We start from the raw sequence: 23,006 nt of genomic DNA, 5'->3' as shown, positions 1-23,006 counted from the left end.
CTCCTTTTACTCTTCATTGTCTGGAATAAGTTTATTTCTTAATTCTTTAAAAGTAGGTTTTTTCATAACGCGATGCGTTACTTTTAATAAAATTATTGTATTTCCATTTAAATATGGAGCTAGCACATTGTATACTTCATCACCAGTGTTACAAAAATAGACTTTGTTAGGATCCATTCCACATTTTAAAGCTCCTGTCCCAATAGCTTTCGCTTCTTCTCCTACTACCACTAAAATATCAATCTTTGATTCCGCTGCTTTTTTTCCCATATCTTCATATTGTTTAATTGCATAAGATCCTTCTCCTAGCTGAGGCATGTAACCTAATAAAGCGATAGACTTTTTCTCTTTTGACATATCACCAAGAACTTTAAGAGCTGTAGCCATCGATAAAGGTGAAGAGTTCCATGTATCATTAATTACCGTACATTCATTCATTCCTCTTTTAAATTCCAAATGTTCTTCTACTTGTTCAAATAAGCTAAGTCTTTGTGTGGCAACGGAAATATCAACGCCCACATAAAATACAGCAGCAATGGCAGCCAGTGCATTATACACATTATGTTCACCATATCCAGGGATAAAAGCATCGTATTCTTTGTTTTGGTGCTTTAAAGTAAAAGCCATTCCTCCATTAGCATATTTAATATCTTTTGCTTGAAATTGGGAATCCTCACCTTTACCTATATATACAACATTTTGAAGATGACTAACATCAAGCACTTTCTTAATATTTTGGTCATCTGCGTTTAAAATCAAAATGCCGCTATTTGGATCTAAGCCTTCTACAATTTCGGCTTTTGCTTTCATATATTCTTCAGGTGTTTCACAATCAGCGAGATGGTGCACGCCTATATTTAATAGAATTCGTATTTGCGGCTGAAAGTAGCGACACGCAACTTTTAAATAGCCCGGATAAGCGACCGGCATTTCAAAAACAGCTACTTCTGTCGTATCATCAATACCTGTTAAATAACGTAGATTTACAGACATAGAATTCATACTCATCCACGTAGCTTTCACTTTATAATCTTCAATTAATATTTGCCGGATCATCTCTTTCGTGGTCGTTTTTCCACAAGTTCCTGTAACACCAATAACAGGAAGATCAAAAAGCCCTCGGTAGTATTCGATAAATTTCCAATAAGCCTCTTCTAATTGATCTGTTTTAACAAGAATAATATTTCCCTCTAAGTTCGTGCACAGCTCAGGGTGATCTGTTATAACGACAATTGAATGATTTTCTTTCCAATACTTCCCTCTAATCGGTTCTCTATCTAAATGAAAAATGAGTGTATGATCCTCTATATCCTTTTTAGCGTAGTTTATAGCATGTTTAATAACAGGATTTCCTGATCCATAACAAAGGTCTCCCCCCGTTTGTTTAAGAATTTCATTTAATGTGAAGTGCTTCATGTTAAATCCTCCTTTTCTTCTTCGTAACCAGCCAGTGAAGACGCATAATTGAGCAGACGAATTCCCGCCAAAGTACGCAGCTTGTAGGCTCTAATTTGTGAAAATAGACTATCTGGTTTTGCATTTATTTCAAGTAACTTTATGGAACCGTACTGATCTATACATAAATCTACCGCCAGCTCCCCAAAAGGGCCCACTTTCTCCTCTACTGTTGCAACAATATTTTTAGATATTTTAGCTAATTGGTTTATAATGAGCCTTCTGTCTGTTGGATCAGGATATAAACTGTTTAATATTTTACTGAGGCGCATATTCGTTTCAGAATCTTCCGTTAGCACATCTTCACCGGTGAGACGCGCAACCATACCCGTTCGAAGCCAAATTTGCTTTTCATTTTTTTGCATATAAACCCGTATTTCTAAATTTTTATCTTTATGCTGTTTTCTGCGAATTCCTTCTTGAACAAGATAAGGATTGTTTTTCATCAAGGGAGTGAGCAAAGTAAATAATTCTTCCATATTACTGAATTGATGCAGCTCTTTTTTATTAAGATCAAACCAAAAGATGCCTGTTGGTCGGCGAACGATGCGCATGACTCCTTTACTTAAGGCCCCGCCAAGCGGTTTTAAATAAACTTCTCCGTAGCTATCAAGCATTTCTGCAATGTCAGCAGAGTTTTGTACGAGACGTGACTCTGGAAGAAATTCTTCATATTCTTTCATAAGAAGTTCATACGTTGCCCACTTATCTCCCGTAAGCTGAAACAAGTTTGAAGAATTAACAAAAGGAATTTTATAAATCGCCTGAAGTTTTGCTCTTACTTCATCTATTAAAATATTTTTTCTACCATCTATGAAATAACGGTCATAAATAACAGCAGGAAAAGGAAAGAGCCCTTCACCGTTAATGGTTGTTCCTTTAACCAATTTTTTCTCCCAATCAATATCTTCGGGTTCAAACACATATACAAGCATTCGCTTTTCATTTGCTAAGCGACATAGATGATGGAAATAAGTTGTTTGTCTTTCAAAAGGACGGTTAGCAAGAATGCCAATGATAGGACCTAAAGTTATGATGCCTTCTGAAGCTGATAGCTTGGGGCACCAATCTTTTGGGAGAGATAGTTTATCACGGAGAGATTTAGAGAGTTGAACCATATTCGGATGGCGAAATGAAAAAGGATAAGAATGCACAGTTGCAGTTGATATTGCCTTTCCTGCACTAACAATCGTAGACTGCCCCTCTTTAAGGCCGTATTTTAAACGGAGCTTTTTGGGGATTTGGATAATATGTCCGCGGTCATAGATTTCTTTAGAAATCTTTGCATTCCAATTTCTGCGAATATCATTTGATTCATCACAAGGAATTTCTTTTTCTATCATTTCAAATAGAAAAGATAGTTCATTTTGATAGTGTGGATAGCTGGATGTTTTCATAAGATTGCCCTTGATATGTTTCCACATTCGTTTAAGAAAGATTTTATTTCCTTGATAGTAGGCACGCTGCGTAAGTGGATGAAATAAAAATTCGCTTTTTAATTCATGATGATGGGTAGCAACTAGCTGAGCAAGAGCTAAAATGGAGAGAGTAATTCTAGGGTCGATAATCCAAGAGCTTAAAGTTAAATACTCAAATCCATACGGTTTCTCACGATAGCGTCCAAGACCTCCATGGTTCGTTTTCCGTCTGAGTTTAGCAGTCTTAGATTCTTCTATCAGCGCTACGGGAATAGCCAGATAGTGATCAAGAGCTCTTAATAAGGATAAAGAAAGCGGGATGCCAAAATGAATGTGTCCTCCACATTGGTATCCAGAAAAAGGCATGCTTCCTGCCCGAAAATGAACATTTTCATAAGGTACCTGTGCAGATGCTTTTTCTATTAATTTTTGGATATTCTGGAATAGTTCTGTTGATGAATTCGCTTTTTCAGGCCTAACTTCTACTAATGGATACTCACCGCTATCTTGTTCTATTTGCCTTTCATCACAGCCTACCGCACCTTCAAGAGAAAAAAAAGTAGAAGCTGGTAGAAGTTCCCCGTCACAGCTTAACATAAACTCAACGTCAGCACCCATGCTAAAAGGGATAGTAGGCTTTAGTCGATTTTCTATCCACTCACTTTCTGATGAGTTAATATCTGTGACAATACACTCTCCACTTTCTAATATCCCCATTTTGACAAAGCCGCTTTTAGCTCCTGTTACATAAAGCGCTCGAATGGCTATGCTTACCAACATTTCCGGTACATCCATGTCGTTTATCTGTTCTAATTTCCAGCCGAAGGCTTTTGTTCGAATGGGTATTTCATTAAATACAACGTGTTCACTAGTAACTACTTGTACTGATTTTACACTCAGCCCTTCCACTTCTAGGCAATATTCTTTGTCTATTGCATACATTTTCGTAAAATAATCATATCCTTCATATACTGCTTGATCCTTTGTATTTACGATAACAACATCTCTTCCGCTGTGATGACCATACTTCCTCCCTATCACTGGATATGAACAGGTTTTGGGGTCAACTAATTCAACAGATGGTACATTATTCAGATTAAGAGTTTGCAACGTCATTTCTTTATCAGATAATATCCCTAACTCTTCTTTCATTGGATCCATTTTAAAGCCTCCTAATTAGAACTTTCTATCTTATTTTGCTACTTTAATGCCCTATAACAATAATCAGCTACTCACATAGTATGTAACTATACAAAATACTCCTGTACATTTATCTATTTATTTCCACCATCTCTAAAAACTTTTTATGTATTTACTTAACACGTGTAATAATTCACCGATTTTATTTTTACTGCATTTATTATAGAAAGGATAGATTTCAAACGATATAAAAGGAGAAATAATCAATGGCATTAAAATTCATTCATGGAAACTACTTAAAATATAACAAAGGAACTGGTTTTATAAGCTGTCACGTAGACGCCCTTCATGCAGAACCACCCGCTGCTGATTTATTTACGGATAAAATCGTAGAGAATGTAGTAAAGAAAACAGGATGTGCTGGAATTATTAGTACGGTTTCCCGAACCGTAGCAGATTTAAATAGAAATCTAAATAAAACGAACTATGAGGGGATACAAGAATATAGAAGCACAATCCAAGAAATTATCAAATCTTTGAAGATAATAGATAGCAATAATTGCCTTCTAACACCCTATTTGCATTTATCTTTTCATGGAATGAAGAACACACATTACGGGCACCATGCAATTGAAGTAGGAACCTTATATGGACAATCTTGCTCAAAGGAAGTTAAGGATTGGTTTCAACAAGCCCTGACTAAAAAATCCGAAAATTCGTTTCCAAAAATCCATGTAATATTTGATAATAAATTTATTGGAAACGAATCAATTGCTTTTCACAGACAAGGTGACAATAGGAACTATACAGGCTACAGCCATAATTTTAATACGTTTCAAATTGAATTATCCCGAACTCTGCGCAGCAAACATAGATCTGCTATAACAAATATATTTTCCGAGATTATTCATGACTTTCAACAAACATTCGTCGCTACTTAGTTTTTAGGAATCTTTTCCGTCTACTATTTCTTTTATATATTTAGGTAAAACAAATGATGCGCGGAAAATTTCAGGATCAACATATTGGGTATGTGTATGCTGCAGCTTCGTCAAATCGGCCTGAAGAGGATCCATTTTTTTAGAAGCAATCGTAAAACTCCAAATGCCGCATGGGAAAAGAGGTATCGTCACTAAATATGTGCGGACAATTGGAAACAGTTCCTTTAAATTTTTAACTGTGCCTTGTAGCGTGGAAGTATTGTAATAAGGAGATCCCGATTGAAAAACAACTACGCCATCATCTTTAAGACTATTGTAGACATATTGATAAAAATCAGGTTGAAATAATTTTTTTCCAGGCCCAACAGGGTCAGGTCGGTCAATGATAAGAACATCATAAACTCCCTTTTGTTCTTGAATCCACTCTATTCCATCTCGATGTATCATATTGAGCCTCGTTTCACCATCATAACAAGAAGCCGGAGTTAGCCATGTGCGGCAGATTTCTGTAACTTTTGGGTCAATTTCGACTACATCGATTTGTTGAATTCCGTCATACTTCATTGCCTCTCGTGCAGGACCACAATCCCCTCCGCCAATCATCGCAACTTTTTTAGGATTTGAATGCGTTATAATCGGCACATGGCTAATCATTTCATTATAAATAAATCCTTCTCCTGTTGAAATTTGTGGAGTACCATCTAGCACCAACATTTTCCCATACCATTTTGTATCCACAATACTGATTTGTTGATAAGAAGATTGCTCATAGTGAAGAAGACTTTTTACTTTATACCCCATTTTTACTCTAGCCTGTCCAACATAACTCCATATCCAGAGAACTCCATAATCATCCTTTTTATAACCTGAAAGAGGATGCTTTTCTGTCACTTTTTCCACCTTCTATTTCAAAAATTTGTGTTCTATATAAAATATGAATTTTTTTTGATTTGGCTATAATTCGATAGCACAAATTTATAGGTGCTGACTCTATTAATCTCTTCTAATTTCAATTTTTCTTCCATTCTTTCGACGATATTTCTACTTACTGTTCTTTTAAAGCTTTTTAACCGTTTCTTCATCAGCACTTAGATAGAGTGTAAGTTATCTCTCCACTTTTATCTGCATCCGTTCTTCAGCAAAAATACGGAAGAAAACCTAACACAGAATGATACATAAGAAAGAAAGCGTAGTATCATAATTACCATATTGCAACAGCTTTACGCTGCATATAAAAAAGGAGGTTTTTAAGTAATGTTTTCTAAACGGCCCTTATCTGTACTTCTTATCTCGACTTTATCTATGATTATTGCTTTTTCAGTATGGTCTGTCTTCGCACCTATCGCTGCAGATATTCAGGTGATGTATTCATTAACCAATGCTGAAAAAAGTATCTTAATTGCCACTCCCGTCTTATTAGGTTCTCTGATGCGAATTCCGATGGGGATTTTAACAGATCGCTTCGGAGGAAGAAAAGTGTATTCTTTGACGATGCTGGCTCTTCTACTCCCTACCGTTTGTGCAGGCTTTACTCATTCTTATACCATGCTGCTCTTTTGGGCATTTTTTATTGGCATGGCTGGAACAACATTTGCTATTTCCATTACATATGTCTCTAAATGGTATTCACCTCAAAAACAAGGTTTTATTTTAGGAATTGCCGGGATGGGCAACTTAGGATCGGCGGTAGCAAGCTTTAGTATTCCACTTATCTTTTCTTCTTTTGGCTTGCCTTGGGTATTTTGGAGTTTAGCAATTGCGGTAGCCTTAATGGCTCTTTTATTATGGGTAGGAACTTCAGACCACCCTTCTGCTACTTCCCCCAAAACGCTACAGGAATCTTTATCGGTATTAAAATTTAAAGAAACGTGGTTTTTATCCGTTTTCTATTTTTTAACATTTGGTGGGTTTGTAACGTTCAGCATCTATCTTCCTACCATTTTGCATGATCAATTTAATGCTTCAACTGTAGACAGTGGGCTGAAAACAGCTATATTTGTCATACTAGCAACGTTTGTACGGCCTCTTGGAGGGTATTTATCGGATGTATTCGGAGCAAAAAAAGTACTTACCTTCGTCTTTACCGGAATGCTACTAATAGGGTTATTTATTGCATTTACCATCACTGCCTTCTCCCTATTTAGCGTAGGTTGCTTACTTGCAGCCATCACTCTTGGTATCGGAAATGGAGCTGTTTTTAAAATAGTTCCATCTGTTTCAACAGGAAATATTGGAGCTGTCACCGGGATCGTAGGAGCATTCGGAGGAGTAGGCGGCTTTTTCCCTCCTATTGTGCTAGGCTTTATAAAAGATACAAGCGGAGATTACGTTGTCGGTTTTTCTTTACTAGCGCTTTTTGCCCTATTCTGTCTCTTACTAAATTATTCTGGATTCAAAAAACAAGATGTACGTATTAACCAAAAGCACCTTGCCTGATTCCATGCAAAAAGCCTCTTTTTTCAAGAGGCTTTTTGCATCAGCATTTTTAATAGCTGCTTCTTTTTACAGAAGGGCTAATATTCACAGCACTTACTTTAAACCCTGGCATCTTACAGGCGGGATCTAATTTTTCAGAAACAAGATTATTAACATTTTGAGAATCCGCCCAGTGAAAAGGAACAAATACGGTATCTGGCCGAATGCCCTCTGAAAATTTGCTTCTTACCACAATCCTTCCATATGAAGATTCAATTTGTACTAATTCTTGATTCGAAATTTCATATTTTTTCGCTGTTGAAGGGTGGATTTCCATAAAAGATTCGAAATTTCTAGCAGATAAAGACGCACTTTTTCGCGTTTGTACACCCGTTAAATAGTGCGACATCACTCTTCCCGTTGTTAAATAGAGAGGATATTTTTCCGTTATTTTTGCTTTAGGTACAATAGCTTGATTCGAGACAGGGACCATCATCGCTTTTCCATCACTATGAGCAAAATGTGTTTCAAACAGGCGCTCGGTTCCTTTATCTGTTAAGCTTCTGCATGGCCATAAAATTCCTTTTTCTTCTCGTAATCGTTCGTACGTAATACCGGAGTAATCAGCGATTCCTCCTTTGCTTGCCATTCGCAGTTCATTAAATATTTCTTCAGCTGATGAAAACGAAAAATATTCCTCTTTCCCTAAAACTTTAGCAATTTCACATAGTATTTCCCAGTCGTGTTTGATTTCGCCGCGGCATGGAAAGCTAGCTTCGCGTAATGTAACTCTTCCCTCTACATTTGTCATGGTTCCTTCATCTTCCAAGTAGGAAGATGCTGGTAAGATCAAGTTTGCTAATTTTGCCGTTTCTGATTCAAACATATCTGCTACCACTAGAAATTCAAGCTTTTCAAAAGCCTTCTTAACAAAATTAGCGTTTGGATTTGAAACTGTTGGATTTGAACACATCAAAAACAGCCCTTTAATTTCACCGTCATGAATTTTTTCAATCATCTCATATGCAGAAACACCTTTTCTAGGAAGATCTTTCTCCTCTATGTTCCACACATCTGCTATATACATCCGGTGCTCATGATTTTCGATTGAACGGTAGCCTGGAAGCTGATCGGCTTTTTGACCATGCTCTCGGGCTCCTTGCCCATTTCCTTGACCGGTAATGGCCCCATATCCGCAGCGAGGTTTACCGATTTTCCCAACGGAAAGTAGAATATTCAAAAAATTTTGCACCGCAGCACTTCCGTCTGTTTGCTGCTCTACCCCTCTAGCAGTAAAAATCATTCCCGTTTTTCTTTGACCAAACATACGGGCAGCTTGGTACATCTCTTTAAGTGGCACTCCCGTTATTTCTTCAATGATATTAAATTCTAGAGACGCCACATATTGAATTACTTCTTCGAATCCATTGACACGTTCTTGTAGAAATCGTTCATCTAGATACTCTTCTTCGATAAGGACCTTCAAGATTCCATTGGCTAATGCCGCGTCGCTCCCCGGTTTAAGTTTCAAGTGTAAATCAGCTATTTTAGTTGTAGCGGTTTCTCTTGGATCAATTGCAATAATAAAAGCTCCGTTTTCTTTTGCTTTCTCAAAATAAGGCATAATCGTTGGCTGACATTCCGCAATATTTGTTCCAGCTAACATAATACATTCAGTAAACGGAATCTCTTGCAAGCTATTCGTAAATCCTCGGTCCATGCCAAATGTTTTACTAGCAGCAGAAGCAGCAGCCGACATACATAAGCGTCCATTGTAATCAATATACTTTGTCTTTAACGCAACTCGAGCGAATTTCCCTAATAAATAAGCTTCTTCATTTGTAATAGAAGCACTTCCATAAACACCTAGCGCATCTGCTCCATTCTTCTCTTGAATCTCTGTAACGTTTTCTTTAATATAGTGAAGAGCTTCTTTCCAAGAAATCTTTACAAACTCTCCTTTTACTTTTAATAAAGGATATTGAATCCGATCTTTATGCAAAGGATGCTGATGCGCATTCATTCCTTTGATACATAACCTTCCTTGAGAAGTAGGGTTGTCTGTTCCAATTGTTTTATACGTTTTCCTTTTTACATGTGTTTGTTCAACTAACTGCATTTTGCACTGCATGCTGCAGTAAGGACACTGCGTATTATAGATACGCTCGGTTTCAACTTGCTTTTGCTGCTCACGAAAATATTTCAATAGCATCTCAGTCAACGTAGATCACCCTTCTTTCCTATAATAAATATGTGATTGCACGAGAGCGTTCTGAGCTGAGCTGCTTCATTAAATACTCTCGATTGTCTACCTCAAACAAAACTTCTCTGACATGAACAATTCCCACTCGTTCGATCCAGGTCCCGACAGTTTCTAAATAGTTCCCCGTTTCACGGTAATATTGAATCAAAGAACAGCTGATTTCTACTGCTTCTTCGTTTGTTTCGGCCACATAAAACAGCTCGCCGCTTCTAGCTTCTGCGCTGCTTCCGCCGGCATATATTTCCCATCCTCTGTCTATTCTTTTTAATCCTATATCACTTGTTGTTACACTCTCTGCAATGTGAGAACACGAAGCAATACTGATTTTGATATCACATGGAGTCTTTACATATTCAAGCTGTTTATCTAATTCATTTGATAAAGCAAGAGCAGGTTCATACTGACAAATACACGTTCCTTTTCCTATATAAACAGATACATTTTTAACTGTACGTTCATATAGCTGCTGAAGTCCTCTATCTATTTCCTCCCTTACCAACGGAAGATATTCTTTTTTCACTCCAATGAGTTGAATGCGCTGATCATTTGTTAAACGAATAGTAGAGATGTTGTACTTTTCAGCTACATTTGCTATGTTTCTTAATTCCTGTACATTTGTCAGACCACCGTGAATTTGCGGTACCACTGAGTAAGTCCCGTCATGAAGCAGAACGGCCTGTTCATTCTCGGTAATAAATAAAGAATGTGGATCGCTTTCATGATGAGGATTCATCATTTCTAAATAGTAATGAAGACCGCCTTCACATAACGAGCAGCCTTTTATGTTTTCAAATTTTAACACTTCCCTCACTTGCTGAACTGTTTCAAATTGATATCGCTGCATCTCTCTTACCAGCTCATCTTCTGATAAGTGTGTACACGCACAAAAAGTCTTTTCTTCAATAACTTCATCAAACTCATCGCTTTGAATATATGTTAAAAGATTTGTTACAAGAGGTTTGCATCCTCCGCATGAACCTGAAGCTTTTGTACAATTTTTTATTTCATCTACTGTCGTTAAATCATTTTTCTGGACAGCTTCAATAATAGCTCCCTTTGTTACACCGTTACAGTTGCATACGATATCTGGAAGTGACATGGAAGCTACTGCATTTTCTTTTTCATGTTGAGAAGGAAATAACTGTACTTTTTCTGCTTGTGATAAATCCTTTTTTTCACTAATCATTTTTGATAGCTTTACAGCATCACTGGTATCTCCAAAAAGAACAGCTCCCACTATTTTCCCTTCGCGAAAAACGACTTTTTTGTATATGCCATCTAGCATATTCGAAATCGTAATAGCTTTTGCAACTTGATTTTCCTTGAACTCTCCGACTGAGTACACGTCTATTCCTGATATTTTTAACTGAGTGGAAAGAACGGACCCGCCATAACCTTCGTTTTTTATTTGGCAAAGATGTCGCGCTAAAACTTTTCCTTGTTCGTAAAGAGGCGCAACAAGACCGTATGTCATCCCTCGATGTTCAGCGCATTCACCTACTGCATAGATATCTGGAATGCTCGTTTCTAAATAATCATTTACGATAATTGCTCTATTTGTCTCTATTCCGCTTTTTTTAGCTAGATTAACATTTGGCCTCACTCCTGTAGCCATTACAACTAAATCAGCTGCAATTGTGCTATTATCATTAAATCGGACGCCCTCTACTCGGTTTTTCCCTATAATCTCATCCGTATGTTTGTTTAACAGAAAACTCATGCCTTGCTGTTCCAATTCTTCTCTTAACATAGCAGATGCTGCTCTGTCTAACTGTCGCTCCATTAAGAAACCCGAATGGTGAATAACTTGAACATCCATTCCTAGATTTAATAGTCCTCTAGCAGCTTCCAGCCCTAACAGACCTCCTCCAATAACCGCTGCTTTTTTATACTGTTTAGAAATTTCAATCATTTCCTGACAGTCTTCAATGGTACGAAAACCGAGAACACCTTCTTTTTCAAGCCCTTTAACGGGGAGCATATGCGGGCTCGAACCGGTAGCAATAATAAGCTTGTCGTACCTCGTCTCTCTGTTTTTATCTGTTTTTATTATTTTTCTCTTGGTGTCTATGTGCGTAACGCTTTCTCCTTTAAATAAAGTGATATTATTTTCCTTATACCATGCCAAAGAATGAATATTGATATCTTCAAGCTTTGTACTGCCTTGTAAAACGGTTGATAATAAAATCCGATTATAGTTAACGTGAGGCTCACTTCCAAAAACAGTAATATCAAAACAATCTGGAGAATGAATAAGAATTTCTTCAATACAGCGCATTCCCGCCATTCCGTTTCCGATTAATATCAGCTTTTGTTTCGTCATATAAAAACCTCCAACACATAGATTCAGACCGTAAAATATACATTTTTTATTATTTCATAAACTTCTCTAAAAGAAATGAACCTTGTTATAACTTCTAACATTAAAATCTGTTTAAAGCATAGGAATACGCCGATACCATTCGTTGAAAGCAAGCTTTTATATAGAAGATTAATATGCTTTAAAAAGGGGTAGAAAAAAGGATGCTGTGCTTATATCACCTTTCCCTACGCCTTATAAGTAATCTATATAAAATTTTGTTATCTTCTTTTTGCCTACTATTTATTTATTTTGAAATCAATTATGATAAAAGAAAGAGTCTGAATTGGAGGTTTAAAACATGTCAATAACTGTTCACGCCACTCAGTGGATTCATTTTCAAATTAAATTGTATAACCTTCATTCCAAAACGAGATCGCTTAAAGATCAAAAACTAGAATTACCTCTGCCAGAATTCCATCAAAACCTGATCATATTTACATCAGCAGCTCATCATGGCCTTACGTTTGGATATCAAGCCATTCAATGGGATACACCCTATACTTCCTTTCCGATTTACATAGAGCATCAGTCTATTCCATGGTCCACTTTAGAACAACGTTCCCCTAAGCACATAACCGAACATATTACAGCTATTTTCTTAGAGACAATGTTTTATAGACAAAGTCAATTCAAACAATGTCAATTTTGTTTTGAATTTATCATTCCTGAGAGTCTTTTTGACCATACAACCTGTCAAAACTGCGCATCACGACATTTTGGAGTGGTGTATTAATTAACAAACAAAAGCCTGAAGGAGTCAAAAAATCTCTGACTCCTTCAGGCTTTTGTTACATGACTAGCTGAACAAAAAGTGGAATAACGGCAACTGTGACGACGCCTACAATAACAACTGCAATACTTGCCATGGCTGCCTCTACTTCTCCCATTTCAATCCCTACGGCTACTCCTAGCGCATGTCCAGAAGTGCCAAGAGCTAATCCTTTCGAAATTGGATTCTTCACCTTGAATACTTTTAAAAATAAAGCGCCCAGCGCATATACGATGACTGCATTAAAAATAACAGCAAAGGAAGTAATAGCAGGAATACCTCCAATATCTTGAGACAATGGCAGCGCAATCGCTGTTGTAGCTGCTTGTGGAAGCATTGATTTCATCACGACTTCATCCATATGAATACCTTTCGCAATCGCAAAAATAATCGCTACCGAACAAATTGATCCTACCGCAATAGAAGAAAGGATTTGCCACCAGTACTTTTTTAATTTATCAGCTTGTTTATATAAAGGGATGGCAAAAGCAATCGTTGCTGGTTCTAAAAAGAAGCTGATAATTTTTCCGCCGCTACTGTACTCCTCATAAGAAAAGTGACCAATTTTCAAAAAAGCAATCCCGAGTACCATTGCCACAAATAAAGGAGTAAATAAGAAAAACCCTTTTGACTTTTTAAATAAATACGTTCCAATACCGTACGCAGCTAAAGAAACCACGATTCCAAAATACGGATTCATCTTTCCAACCACCTTGTCTCTTTATAATTGATATTAAGCAATGCCCTGTTTTTTTGTTTTTTCACTCATAGCTACATCTTTTATTTCTTCTTTTGCTTTATTATCTTTTGTCATGCCAAGTATAAGCTGTGAAAATAAGCCTGTAACGCCTAACAAAATAATCGTTGCCACGATGATAACTAAACAAATTTGAATGCCGTACTGCTGCATAACACCTAATGAATTCATAACAGAAATACCTGCTGGTACAAATAAAAATCCGATCAAAGAAGTTAAAGCCGTTCCCAGTGATTCAACTTGCTCTAGTTTAATAATCTTCAAGCATAGTGCAAGAAATAACAGCACAAGTCCAATGACTGAAGCAGGCATTGGAAAAGGCAAATGCGCTGCAATAAAATCTGAAATCAACATAATTACGGAAAAAATAAATGCTTGTGTTAAAAAGCCATACACTTTTTTAGCACTCATTTCTTTCACCTCTCTCTGTTTGTTGACTTCATTATATAAAATGAAAACATATTAGAAAGCGTTTTCAAATCAAAGAGTCGAATATTTGTGCTCACTTACAAAAATCGAGCCTTGAAATGCAAAAAACAGCCTGCTAAAATGCATACGCAAGCTGCTTTTTCCTTAAATTCCTAAACGCTTCTTCAATTCTTTAGCATATGTACGGCTGACAGGAACTCTCTCATCGTTTTTCATCACTAAATTATATGTAGAATTAAACCATGGCTGTACCTCGGAAATATGATGTACGTTGACGATATAACCGCGGTGCACACGACTAAACGACTGAGAAGGGAGCTTTTTTTCTAGCATAGCCAGCGTATCAGCAGTATGATAGGATTCGGTTATAGTCTGAATGGTGACTTCTCCTTCTATTAACCCTACAAACAAGATGTCCTCTATATTTACTAACACAATCGAATCGTCTACAGAAATCGCTAACTTTCCAGTTTGAGAAGAAGACTCTCCGATCAATTCTTCTTCTTTCAAAGCGGGATGAGGAACACGCATTTTTTTATATTTATGAATGGCCTGCACCACTCTTTCTTCATCAAAAGGCTTCAAAATGTAATCAATTGCATCTACTTCAAAGGCTTGTAAAGCGTACTGATCGTACGCAGTTGCAAATATAATAGCTGGCGGATTTTTCATTTTTTTAAGCCTTTTAGCAATATCAAAACCGCTGTCATCTGACAGTTGTATATCTAAAAATAATAAATCCGGCTTTTCATCCATCATTTTATCCAACGCCTCTTCGATACTTTCAGCTTCTTCAATGAAGTCTACTTCTTTCGTTCGATGTAATAAATATTTTAATTCATCTCGTGCTAACATTTCATCATCTACTATTAGTACTCGCAGCATATTACATACCCTCGCTTTTTAATTCCATTGGCATAACAAACGAAACCGCTGTTCCTTCTTTTACGTCAAACTCCAGCGTTGTTTCTTTTCCAAATAATCCGTGCAAACGTTGTTTAATATTGTAAAGAGCCGTCCCCGTTCCTTTTTCTGAAAAAACGGGCTGATTGCCAAGCATCTGCAATCGTTTTGCGTCTATACCTTGTCCGTTGTCTTTTACCTTTACGTATACATATTTATCTTTTGTCTCAATATAAACTTCTACACAACAGTGCTTTTGTTTACGCGGAAATGCGTGACGAATGGCATTTTCCACAAGCACTTGAAGAATAAACGGGGGAAGCAAGACATCATCTAGTCCTTCTTCAATATACATGTCAATTTCGTATTTATTAGGGAACCTGGCTTGTTCAAGCGATAAGTATGCGTGAACGTGATCAAGCTCTTTTGATAACGGAATTAACAGCTGCCTTGCACCTTGCAAATTAGAACGAAAATAAACGCTTAGCTGCAAAAGCAGCTTTCTGGCTTTTTCTACGTCCTGTCTGCACAGCGCCGATATCGTATTAATGGCATTAAATAAAAAGTGAGGATTCACCTGTGCCTGTAAAGCTTTAATCTCCGCATCTTTTAGCAATTTACTTCGAAGCTCTGCTTCGCCGAGCTCTAGCTGAGTTGAAAAAAGTTTAGCCAATCCTTCTGCCAGCTCTTCCTCTACCCGGCTTAACCCGCTCGCATCTTTAAAGTACATTTTTAATGTTCCGATTGTGGTACCGTGAGAAGTAAGCGGCATCACAATGGCAGCATGAAGCGGGCAATCTTTATGCTGACAATCAATTTGTTCTCTCGATTTTGCTTTCATAATTTTTCCTGTCTTCAGTACTTCGTGAGACAGCCCGGTAATTAAACTATGCGAAGGAACGTGATGATCAATTCCTTCCCCTACATGAGCTAAAATTTTGTGCGTATCAGTTAGCGAAACAGCATCCGTACCTGTGAAGCGATGAATAATATTTGCAACATTTTCACATGATTCACTAGTAAGACCCTGACGAAAATGTGGAAGCGTTTGATCCGCGATTAATAACACTTTGTGTGTCTGAAGCGCTCTCATTTGTTCCTCTTGCCGTAAAATGGACTGAATAATAGATAAGAAAATATAGCTTCCCGTGCCATTTACAATAATCATTGGAATAGCAATAATACTCACTAGCGTCCATGCCGAATCAAACGGTTTAGCAAATAATAAAATAATCAGCATCTGAAGCGTTTCCATCGCTATGCCTACAAGTGCTGCAAAGCGCGGTGTAATCGTTCGATGTTTTTTCCGGTAGGCATAGCCGATATATCCAGTTAACACCCCTGCTAAAACGGACGAAACTGCACAGCTAAACGCCGTACTCCCTCCTAACATAAAGCGATGAACGCCAGCAAGTAGTCCTACTCCTAAACCAACAAAAGGACCGCCAAGCAGACCGCCCATTTCTACACCCATAATTCGCGTATTTGCAATCGAGCTTGATGGATCTACTTTTAATAATAAGTCTTCATTTCGAATAATGGTTCCTTGAATTTCAATTCCCGTGTAGTTGCTAATAATGCTAAAAAGAGAAAAAATAAAAATAAGTACAGCTTTTCCTTTATACCCTTGCTGTTTGCGGAGAAATTGCCGAAAAACTTTTGTATGTGCCAGCAAAAAACCTAAAATGACAATAACTCCGACTCGTTCTACCATCATAATTAATAAGTGAATCATTTTTAGCCACCCTTTGCTGTCTGTTTCTATTTTATATTGTTACACTGATGGTGGCAGAAATCTAGCTTTACACATATAAAAAAGCTGTTCGAATACGTACTGTATTCGAACAGCTTGACTTTAAGCTTGAACAGGTTTAAAAAATTGAGGCAAGTAATCTTTATGAGCTTCTAGCATCTCATCTACAATTTGCTTAGCTAGTTTATCAGAAGCTACAAGCGGATTAATGGTTAATGCTAAAATAGCTTTATCATAATCTCCGGTCACTGCTGCTTCAGCTGCAATCCGTTCAAATGACTTAATTGTTTGAACAAGACCTCTGACAGGTACAGGAAGGTCGCCGACTGAAATTGGCTTCGGTCCATCTTTTGTAATGATACAGCTTACTTCTACGGCAGAATCAGCAGGAATGCTTGCTATGGCACCATTATTAATAGTATTTACAGGCTGAATATCGCCTTTATCCGTGTAAATGGATGTAATCAATCGAACGGCTGCATCACTATAATAGGCTCCGCCGCGCTGTTCTAATTGAGGCGGTTTAATGTCTAGATTAGGATCTTTATACAGTTCGAACAGCTCTTTTTCCAACTGTTTTACGACTTCTGCTCTGGTTTCACCTTTTTCATAATTAACAAGCTCTTTTTCTACCATTTCACGCGTTTTATAATAGTACATGTGATATGGACAAGTTAACGCATTTAGGGCTTTTGTAAATTCTGGCTCCCATCCAAGTCCCGCTACGTTTTTCACAAAGCTGCTGTTAGTTGGATCACTTAGTAAATCAATAACTTGATCTTTGACGCTTACGCCATCTACATACACATCTAATCCGTAGACCATATGATTTAAACCAGCAAAATCAATTCGAATGCGAGAGTGATCTACATCAAGCAGCTTAGCAATGCCCATTTCCATTCCGATTGGCACATTACAAAGTCCTACAATCTTTTTAATGTTACTATAGCGAAGCACAGCTTCTGTTACCATGCCTGCAGGATTTGTGAAGTTAATCAGCCAAGCTTCTGGACATAACTCTTCAATATCACGGCAGATATCTAAAATAACCGGAATTGTACGAAGTCCTTTAAATAACCCGCCCGGTCCGTTTGTCTCTTGACCAAGCACCCCGTATTTAAGCGGTATTCTTTCATCTTTTGCTCGGGCGTCTAACAAGCCAACGCGAAATTGAGTCGTTACGAAATCCGCATCTTTTAATGCTTCTCTTCGATCTAACGTTAAATGAACACTAATTGGCAAACCTGATTTTTTCACCATTCGCTTCGCTAAATTCCCAACAATCTCTAGCTTTTCTTTTCCTTCTTCCACGTCTACTAGCCACAGTTCTCGAACTGGAAGTTCATCGTATCGTTTAATAAATCCTTCTATTAGTTCAGGCGTATAGCTTGAACCGCCGCCAATCGTTACAATCTTAATACCTTTTGTCATAGTGTAATCCCCCCAGAAATTTTGATTGCTTCATATAAATCTACAAATTCAGTGGCCATTTCTTTTACCGTCATGGCATTCATTAAATGATCTTGAGCATGAATCATAAGCAGAGAAATTTCTGTGCTTTCCCCTCTAATTTCACCTTGAATTAACGACGTTTGGATATGATGAGCGGCATTTAATTCTTCAGAAGCCTGTGTAAGCTTTTCACGCGCTTCTGAGAAATTTCCGCTTTTGGCAGCCGCTATCGCTTCCATTGCTGAACTTCTGCCGTTTCCACCGTGTAAGATTAATTTAAAAATATATTCTTGAATGCTTTCCATCCTTTATCCCTCCTCACACAATATCTTTCTTTGTATCACTTGGTACCCCTTCAGCTACAGGCTGTATACCATTTTCTTCAGTGAATTTTTGTTTATCCCACATTCTAAAGAAAGGATAGTAGATGCAAACAGAGATTCCAATGTTAATAGCTTGCATAACTGCACCCGATAATTTCCCTCCTGTTGCCAGATAGCCAGAAATAATCGGAGGCATAGTCCAAGGAACCGCAATACCTGCTGGTTTTGCTACGAGTCCTGTCGACATGGCAATATAGGTTGCTACTACCGTCACAAGAGGGGTAATAATAAACGGAATAAGCATCATTGGATTCATCACCATCGGAAGTCCAAAGATGATTGGCTCATTGATATTAAAAAGAGCTGGCCCTATTCCTAATTTACCAAGCTGCTTCATTTGTTGACTGCGTGCTTTTAAAATCATCGCAACGACTAAAGCTAACGTTGCTCCGCTGCCTCCGATATTGATCCAAATATCAAAGAACTGCTGTGTAAAAATATTTGGTAATGCTTCATGGTTAGCAAAAGCTATTCGGTTTTCATCCATAGCTCCATACCAAATGGGAGCCATAATTCCACCCACAATATTCGCTCCATGAAGTCCACATGACCACATGAGCATAATAACAAGCTCGGCAACTAGCGTACCGCCTAAACTGCCGCCTAACACACCTAAAGGCTTTCCAAGCAATTCTCCAACGATATTATGCAGACTTCCAAAATGAGTTTGTTCTACTAACAAACGTAAAATCCAAATAAATGCTATTACCGTAAAGCCAGGAATAAGAGCAGCAAACGATTTTCCAACAGCGGGAGGAACTCCATCAGGCATCTTGATGACAAAGTCTTTTTGAATAAACCATCTGTAAATTTCCGTAGAGAGAATCGCGACAATCATTGCTACAAAAAGCCCTTTACTTCCCATTAAAGCGGTTGGAATTCCGCCGTCTACTAAAATAGCTTCTTTGGCTCCACTTGGGAGAAAGGACACTTTATACGGAGTAGCAAGTAAAAAAGCAGCAAGTGAAATAGCCCCTGCGGACAAAGCATCTACTCCGTATTTTTCAGCTAGCCGATAGGCTATTCCGAAACAAGCAAGCAGCGCCATAATATCGAATGTAGCTCCAACTGGATAGGCCATTTTCGTTGCCCATTCTTTTCCGAAAATCCCTGCCATAAAGTCGTTGTAACCTGGTATCGGTAAATTCGACAGTATTAAAAATACTGAACCGATAATAATAAGCGGCATTGTCAGAACAATACCGTCTCGAAGTGCTTGTAAATGGCGTTGACCCGCCATTTTTCCCGCGATAGGCATTACTTTGCTTTCAAGCATACTATTAAATTTGCTCATGTAGTCCACACTCCTATTTTGAAACTAGTTGAACTGCAAATTTTAACACTTGTTCTCCATTACACGTTCCGTAGTGAACAGGATTTATAACGTCAACTGGCACCCCTTTTTCTTCACCAAGCTTCTTAAGCTGCGGCAATAAGTAGCGCACTTGAGGTCCTAATAAAAGTACATCCGCTTGATCAATATGGTTGCGAACAGAGTCACCAGGAACCGCCCAAATTTTATACTCCGTACTTTGCTCATGAGCGCTCTTTTCCATTTTTGTTACTAGTAAACTTGTAGACATTCCAGCTGCACAACATAATAGAATATTCATTTGTCATTCCCCCGTTTTTTTATTTTGCTATCTGTTTTGTTGATAGTTTCATCTTAAAATAAAAGCGCTTACATTTATACACAACCTTTTTCCGCTACTAACGGAAAAATTATGTTTGAACATTCAGATAAAAAAGAAGTCCCTCTCTCAGACTTCTTTTTTTATCTAATATTTTTCATAAACACCTCGATAAATTCCTCATAATCCTTGCACTTTACTAAGCGCTGCACGACCTGCTTATCATCCACAACGCGGACTAACAAACTGTACATCTTCTGCAAATCGCCTTGATTATTCGCTTTTACACTTAAAAGGCAAATAAATTGCACGAGGTTTCCTTCCCACATAATCGGTTTTTTCAACGTGCAAATGGCCCAAAACGTCGTATCCGTCTGAGGAACCATAGGATGAGGAATCGCAACGAGATTGCCAAAACTTGTTGGTGATGCAGCTTCTCTTTCAAAAACAGATTCTATAAATTGAGAAGGAACTAGTCCTAGATGAGTTAATTTCTCTCCTAAAAAATGTAGTACTTCTTCTCTCGTTTGAAATTCTTGCTGTAAATATACTAATTCTTTTTTTGTGTATTCTAAGGAAGGTAGCTGTTTGTTCTTCATTAAACAATCAATTTTTTTAAAATCACTGTTTCCTAGAATCGTACTTACTTGTACTACAGGAACAGGAAGATGATCTGGAATTGGAATGGTACTAACAATAAAATCTAAAGAGTGCAGCGACATTTGGTGAAGCTTATAATACTGCGTTGTGCCTAAAATAGTCAGATTTAATCCAAAAGTAGCCTGCAGCTTATATGATAATAGCTTGGCACTCCCTACTCCCGATGCGCATACAATCAAACAGCGCTTAGGCTGATTGATAATTTTTCGACGTTCAATAGCCCCTCCAATATGTAAAGCTAAATAGCCAATTTCCGTTTCATGCATGTCGATTTCAAGGCGATTTTTCAAAACCTTCCCAGCTATAATCCCAGCTTCAAAAGCCAGAGGGTAATGACTCTTAATTCCTTCAAGCATCGGGTTTCGCAGATTCATTCCATATTTATAGCGATTGATAGCCGGTTTCAAATGCAAGCTCATGCCAAGGATCAGCTCTGAATCTTCACTAATTCCTAAATGAAGCTCTTTTTCAATTGCTTCTAATATAGCTGCAGTTAATTCATAAATATTTGTGTCAATAAACTGCTTCACTTCTTTTTCTTCATGATTGCTATTGTTGAGCATTTTTGTACCTAACAAATGAATGGCGATATATGCCGTTTCTGACTTCGGAAAACGAATCTTGAATGCATTTTCAATCTCTCGCACAATTTCAGCTGCCACTTCATATTCTTTATGCTCCATAATCTCAAGCAGATCTTCTGAATACAAAGAGATAAAATTTTCTTCTTGTATTCGCTTACAAGCTATCGCTAAATGAATGATTAAATTGTTTAATCCAATGTCTGAAACCATAATATTGTATCGTTTTATTTGATTTAAGATGTGGGCTTTAATCGTTAAGATTGATTCTTGGGGCAGGATAGATATTTTATTGTATACCATATCTATTTCTTTATCTTTTCGGTTGAATATGTACTCAGACATACAGAATCTCATTTTCATTTCGTCCCCTTTAGCTTTCAAGCCATAGTTAGGACGTTTTTCTAAAAGAATATCATATTTACAAAGCTGTTTTTTAACATCTCTTAAATCGTTTTGAACCGTTGACTTGCTAATATACAACTCGTCTGCTAAATCTTCGAGCTTCAAATATTCGTCTGCTAGCAGCAGCCTTTTGATTAAATAATGCACGCGGTCATCAGGAACGGTTGGAATAGAAGTTGCATCAAATAATTGATTAGCCGAAAGTTCTTTTAATAGGTGATGGAACTGTTTTTCATCTAAAACGCTAAGTTCATATCCTGTCCCACGAGCTGATTTAATTTTAGCTCCGTACTGAGACAAAATGTCATCTAGCTGTTTTATATCCGTTCGAATAGTTCGAGAAGATACTTGATTTACTGTTGCTAAATATTCACTCGTAACGGTTGATAGTGTAGACTGTACGGACATTAGTTCTCTTAATATGACGATCATTCTTGAATTAAGCATGTTTGCTTCTCTCCATTCTCAGAAGATTTCTCCCTTATAAAACAAATAAAAAGGGGTGGTTATTTTAAACAAAAACAAAAAACACCTAAACAGCAACAAACAGAAACTACCTTTTTCTGTCCTTGCAGCTTAGGTTTTGCCTGCTTCATCAGTAACAACCCTAAAACAATAGGAATAAATGTCTTTATTTGTAATCTATCATTCTTTCTCTTTTTTTTCAATTTCAACTAAAGCATTAGGCTTAGTGGCCTTAATGAGATTTATGTGGTCTGTTTATACCGGTGTAGCCCCAATGCAAACGTACGGATTAAAAAGTCTAGAGTCTCATCAGTGCTTAATGACATTCCAAATCCCCCTTTCTGCTCCAAAGAAGAAAACCCATGTAAAATACTGCGAAGACTTCTAACAGCATGAAGGGCTTCATTTTCCGGAAGCTGATACGGTTTCAACACCTCCAGCACTAAAAACACAATGTTATCAGATACTTTTTGTACTTCTTCATCCTGTATCCTTGTTGCTACCGTTGCCGTTGCTTCGTATATTCCCGGAGACTTTCTTACAAATGAAACGTATGCTTTACTTAGCCGATAAACAGCGTCTTCTCTAGAAGCATGTTCAACAGCACTTTTTAAAAGATGATATAGCTGCTGCAGTCCACTTAAAGCCAGTTCTTTGCGCAGCTCTTCTAACCCTTTTATATGGTTATATAAAGACGGTGGACGAACATTTAATTCTTTGGCTAATGAGGCAATTGTAACAGCATAAAACCCTTCACGATTGGCCAAATTTTCACCTGTTTGAATCACCTTTTTGAAATCTAGTCCTTGTCGTGGCGACATTCC

The 23,006-nt window shown here is 37.5% G+C and carries 18 protein-coding genes; 3 read left to right on the top strand and 15 right to left on the bottom strand.

Translation table 11 applies throughout. From position 1 onward, the window contains the following. Nucleotides 1-6 precede the first annotated feature (6 nt). A complete protein-coding gene (locus LJC66_RS03690) occupies nt 7-1,416 on the bottom strand; it encodes a Mur ligase family protein (protein WP_195695312.1) in 1,410 nt (469 codons plus the stop codon). Beyond that, nucleotides 1,413-4,034, bottom strand: coding sequence for a putative amidoligase domain-containing protein (locus tag LJC66_RS03685; protein ID WP_230931807.1), 2,622 nt, complete (start codon nt 4,032-4,034; stop codon nt 1,413-1,415). The genes LJC66_RS03690 and LJC66_RS03685 overlap by 4 nt, the downstream gene beginning before the upstream one ends. A 245-nt stretch (nt 4,035-4,279) precedes the next feature. Between LJC66_RS03685 and LJC66_RS03680 the strand changes: the two genes are divergently transcribed. Then, nucleotides 4,280-4,954, top strand: coding sequence for a hypothetical protein (locus LJC66_RS03680; protein WP_230931806.1), 675 nt, complete (start codon nt 4,280-4,282; stop codon nt 4,952-4,954). 3 nt (nt 4,955-4,957) lie between these two features. On the opposite strand, the gene speE is transcribed toward LJC66_RS03680, so the two are convergent. Continuing rightward, nucleotides 4,958-5,845 (bottom strand): polyamine aminopropyltransferase, encoded by an 888-nt coding sequence (speE, locus tag LJC66_RS03675; protein ID WP_050689324.1) that lies wholly within the window; start codon nt 5,843-5,845, stop codon nt 4,958-4,960. Nucleotides 5,846-6,208: 363 nt separating this feature from the next. Between speE and LJC66_RS03670 the strand changes: the two genes are divergently transcribed. Continuing rightward, on the top strand, nt 6,209-7,390 hold the full coding sequence (locus tag LJC66_RS03670; protein ID WP_230931805.1) for an MFS transporter: 1,182 nt from the start codon (nt 6,209-6,211) through the stop codon (nt 7,388-7,390). Between the two features lie 49 nt (nt 7,391-7,439). On the opposite strand, the gene nasC is transcribed toward LJC66_RS03670, so the two are convergent. Together nasC and nirB are read right to left on the bottom strand one after the other, a co-directional pair. After that, the gene (nasC, locus tag LJC66_RS03665; RefSeq protein WP_230931804.1) at nt 7,440-9,590 is read right to left on the bottom strand and encodes an assimilatory nitrate reductase catalytic subunit NasC; all 2,151 of its coding nucleotides are present in this window, start codon (nt 9,588-9,590) and stop codon (nt 7,440-7,442) included. A gap of 19 nt (nt 9,591-9,609) precedes the next feature. Continuing rightward, on the bottom strand, nt 9,610-11,955 hold the full coding sequence (gene nirB, locus LJC66_RS03660) for a nitrite reductase large subunit NirB (RefSeq protein ID WP_230931803.1): 2,346 nt from the start codon (nt 11,953-11,955) through the stop codon (nt 9,610-9,612). A 337-nt stretch (nt 11,956-12,292) separates the two neighbouring features. Between nirB and LJC66_RS03655 the strand changes: the two genes are divergently transcribed. Then, nucleotides 12,293-12,727, top strand: coding sequence for a hypothetical protein (locus LJC66_RS03655; protein WP_060744843.1), 435 nt, complete (start codon nt 12,293-12,295; stop codon nt 12,725-12,727). A 55-nt stretch (nt 12,728-12,782) separates the two neighbouring features. On the opposite strand, the gene lrgB is transcribed toward LJC66_RS03655, so the two are convergent. The 10 genes from lrgB to LJC66_RS03605 form a co-directional block, all read right to left on the bottom strand. Further along, a complete protein-coding gene (gene lrgB / locus LJC66_RS03650) occupies nt 12,783-13,463 on the bottom strand; it encodes an antiholin-like protein LrgB (RefSeq protein ID WP_050689329.1) in 681 nt (226 codons plus the stop codon). A 33-nt stretch (nt 13,464-13,496) separates the two neighbouring features. After that, entirely contained in the window at nt 13,497-13,931 is a 435-nt protein-coding gene (gene lrgA / locus LJC66_RS03645) for an antiholin-like murein hydrolase modulator LrgA (RefSeq protein ID WP_230931802.1), read from the bottom strand. Nucleotides 13,932-14,093: 162 nt separating this feature from the next. After that, complete coding sequence (locus LJC66_RS03640) at nt 14,094-14,834, bottom strand: LytR/AlgR family response regulator transcription factor (RefSeq protein WP_028407515.1); 741 nt, start codon at nt 14,832-14,834, stop codon at nt 14,094-14,096. A 1-nt stretch (nt 14,835) separates the two neighbouring features. After that, the gene (locus LJC66_RS03635; protein ID WP_230931801.1) at nt 14,836-16,587 is read right to left on the bottom strand and encodes a sensor histidine kinase; all 1,752 of its coding nucleotides are present in this window, start codon (nt 16,585-16,587) and stop codon (nt 14,836-14,838) included. 120 nt (nt 16,588-16,707) lie between these two features. Next, complete coding sequence (locus LJC66_RS03630) at nt 16,708-18,036, bottom strand: 6-phospho-beta-glucosidase (protein WP_028407513.1); 1,329 nt, start codon at nt 18,034-18,036, stop codon at nt 16,708-16,710. Beyond that, entirely contained in the window at nt 18,033-18,362 is a 330-nt protein-coding gene (locus LJC66_RS03625) for a PTS lactose/cellobiose transporter subunit IIA (RefSeq protein WP_050689334.1), read from the bottom strand. Before LJC66_RS03625 ends, LJC66_RS03630 begins: the two co-directional genes overlap by 4 nt. Before the next feature lie 13 nt (nt 18,363-18,375). Beyond that, complete coding sequence (celB, locus tag LJC66_RS03620; protein WP_050689335.1) at nt 18,376-19,734, bottom strand: PTS cellobiose transporter subunit IIC; 1,359 nt, start codon at nt 19,732-19,734, stop codon at nt 18,376-18,378. A gap of 13 nt (nt 19,735-19,747) precedes the next feature. Beyond that, nucleotides 19,748-20,053, bottom strand: a complete 306-nt coding sequence (locus LJC66_RS03615; protein WP_195695323.1) for a PTS sugar transporter subunit IIB — start codon at nt 20,051-20,053, stop codon at nt 19,748-19,750. A 161-nt stretch (nt 20,054-20,214) separates the two neighbouring features. After that, nucleotides 20,215-22,164, bottom strand: coding sequence for a BglG family transcription antiterminator (locus tag LJC66_RS03610; RefSeq protein ID WP_195695324.1), 1,950 nt, complete (start codon nt 22,162-22,164; stop codon nt 20,215-20,217). Between the two features lie 260 nt (nt 22,165-22,424). After that, entirely contained in the window at nt 22,425-23,003 is a 579-nt protein-coding gene (locus LJC66_RS03605) for a TetR/AcrR family transcriptional regulator (RefSeq protein ID WP_230931800.1), read from the bottom strand. Between the last annotated feature and the right edge of the window lie 3 nt (nt 23,004-23,006).

It is taken from the genome of Priestia sp. TSO9 (assembly GCF_021029645.1).
GTDB lineage: Bacteria > Bacillota > Bacilli > Bacillales > Bacillaceae_H > Priestia > Priestia megaterium_E.
This window is presented reverse-complemented; position numbering and strand designations above follow the sequence as displayed.

Coding starts and splice junctions, on each gene's coding strand:
- LJC66_RS03690 (WP_195695312.1), bottom strand. CDS start 1,416: ATGAAGCACTTCACATTAAATGAAATTCTTAAACAAACGGGGGGAGAC.
- LJC66_RS03685 (WP_230931807.1), bottom strand. CDS start 4,034: ATGGATCCAATGAAAGAAGAGTTAGGGATATTATCTGATAAAGAAATG.
- LJC66_RS03680 (WP_230931806.1), top strand. CDS start 4,280: ATGGCATTAAAATTCATTCATGGAAACTACTTAAAATATAACAAAGGA.
- LJC66_RS03670 (WP_230931805.1), top strand. CDS start 6,209: ATGTTTTCTAAACGGCCCTTATCTGTACTTCTTATCTCGACTTTATCT.
- nirB (WP_230931803.1), bottom strand. CDS start 11,955: ATGACGAAACAAAAGCTGATATTAATCGGAAACGGAATGGCGGGAATG.
- LJC66_RS03655 (WP_060744843.1), top strand. CDS start 12,293: ATGTCAATAACTGTTCACGCCACTCAGTGGATTCATTTTCAAATTAAA.
- lrgB (WP_050689329.1), bottom strand. CDS start 13,463: ATGAATCCGTATTTTGGAATCGTGGTTTCTTTAGCTGCGTACGGTATT.
- lrgA (WP_230931802.1), bottom strand. CDS start 13,931: ATGAGTGCTAAAAAAGTGTATGGCTTTTTAACACAAGCATTTATTTTT.
- LJC66_RS03640 (WP_028407515.1), bottom strand. CDS start 14,834: ATGCTGCGAGTACTAATAGTAGATGATGAAATGTTAGCACGAGATGAA.
- LJC66_RS03635 (WP_230931801.1), bottom strand. CDS start 16,587: ATGATTCACTTATTAATTATGATGGTAGAACGAGTCGGAGTTATTGTC.
- LJC66_RS03630 (WP_028407513.1), bottom strand. CDS start 18,036: ATGACAAAAGGTATTAAGATTGTAACGATTGGCGGCGGTTCAAGCTAT.
- LJC66_RS03625 (WP_050689334.1), bottom strand. CDS start 18,362: ATGGAAAGCATTCAAGAATATATTTTTAAATTAATCTTACACGGTGGA.
- celB (WP_050689335.1), bottom strand. CDS start 19,734: ATGAGCAAATTTAATAGTATGCTTGAAAGCAAAGTAATGCCTATCGCG.
- LJC66_RS03615 (WP_195695323.1), bottom strand. CDS start 20,053: ATGAATATTCTATTATGTTGTGCAGCTGGAATGTCTACAAGTTTACTA.
- LJC66_RS03610 (WP_195695324.1), bottom strand. CDS start 22,164: ATGCTTAATTCAAGAATGATCGTCATATTAAGAGAACTAATGTCCGTA.
- LJC66_RS03605 (WP_230931800.1), bottom strand. CDS start 23,003: ATGTCGCCACGACAAGGACTAGATTTCAAAAAGGTGATTCAAACAGGT.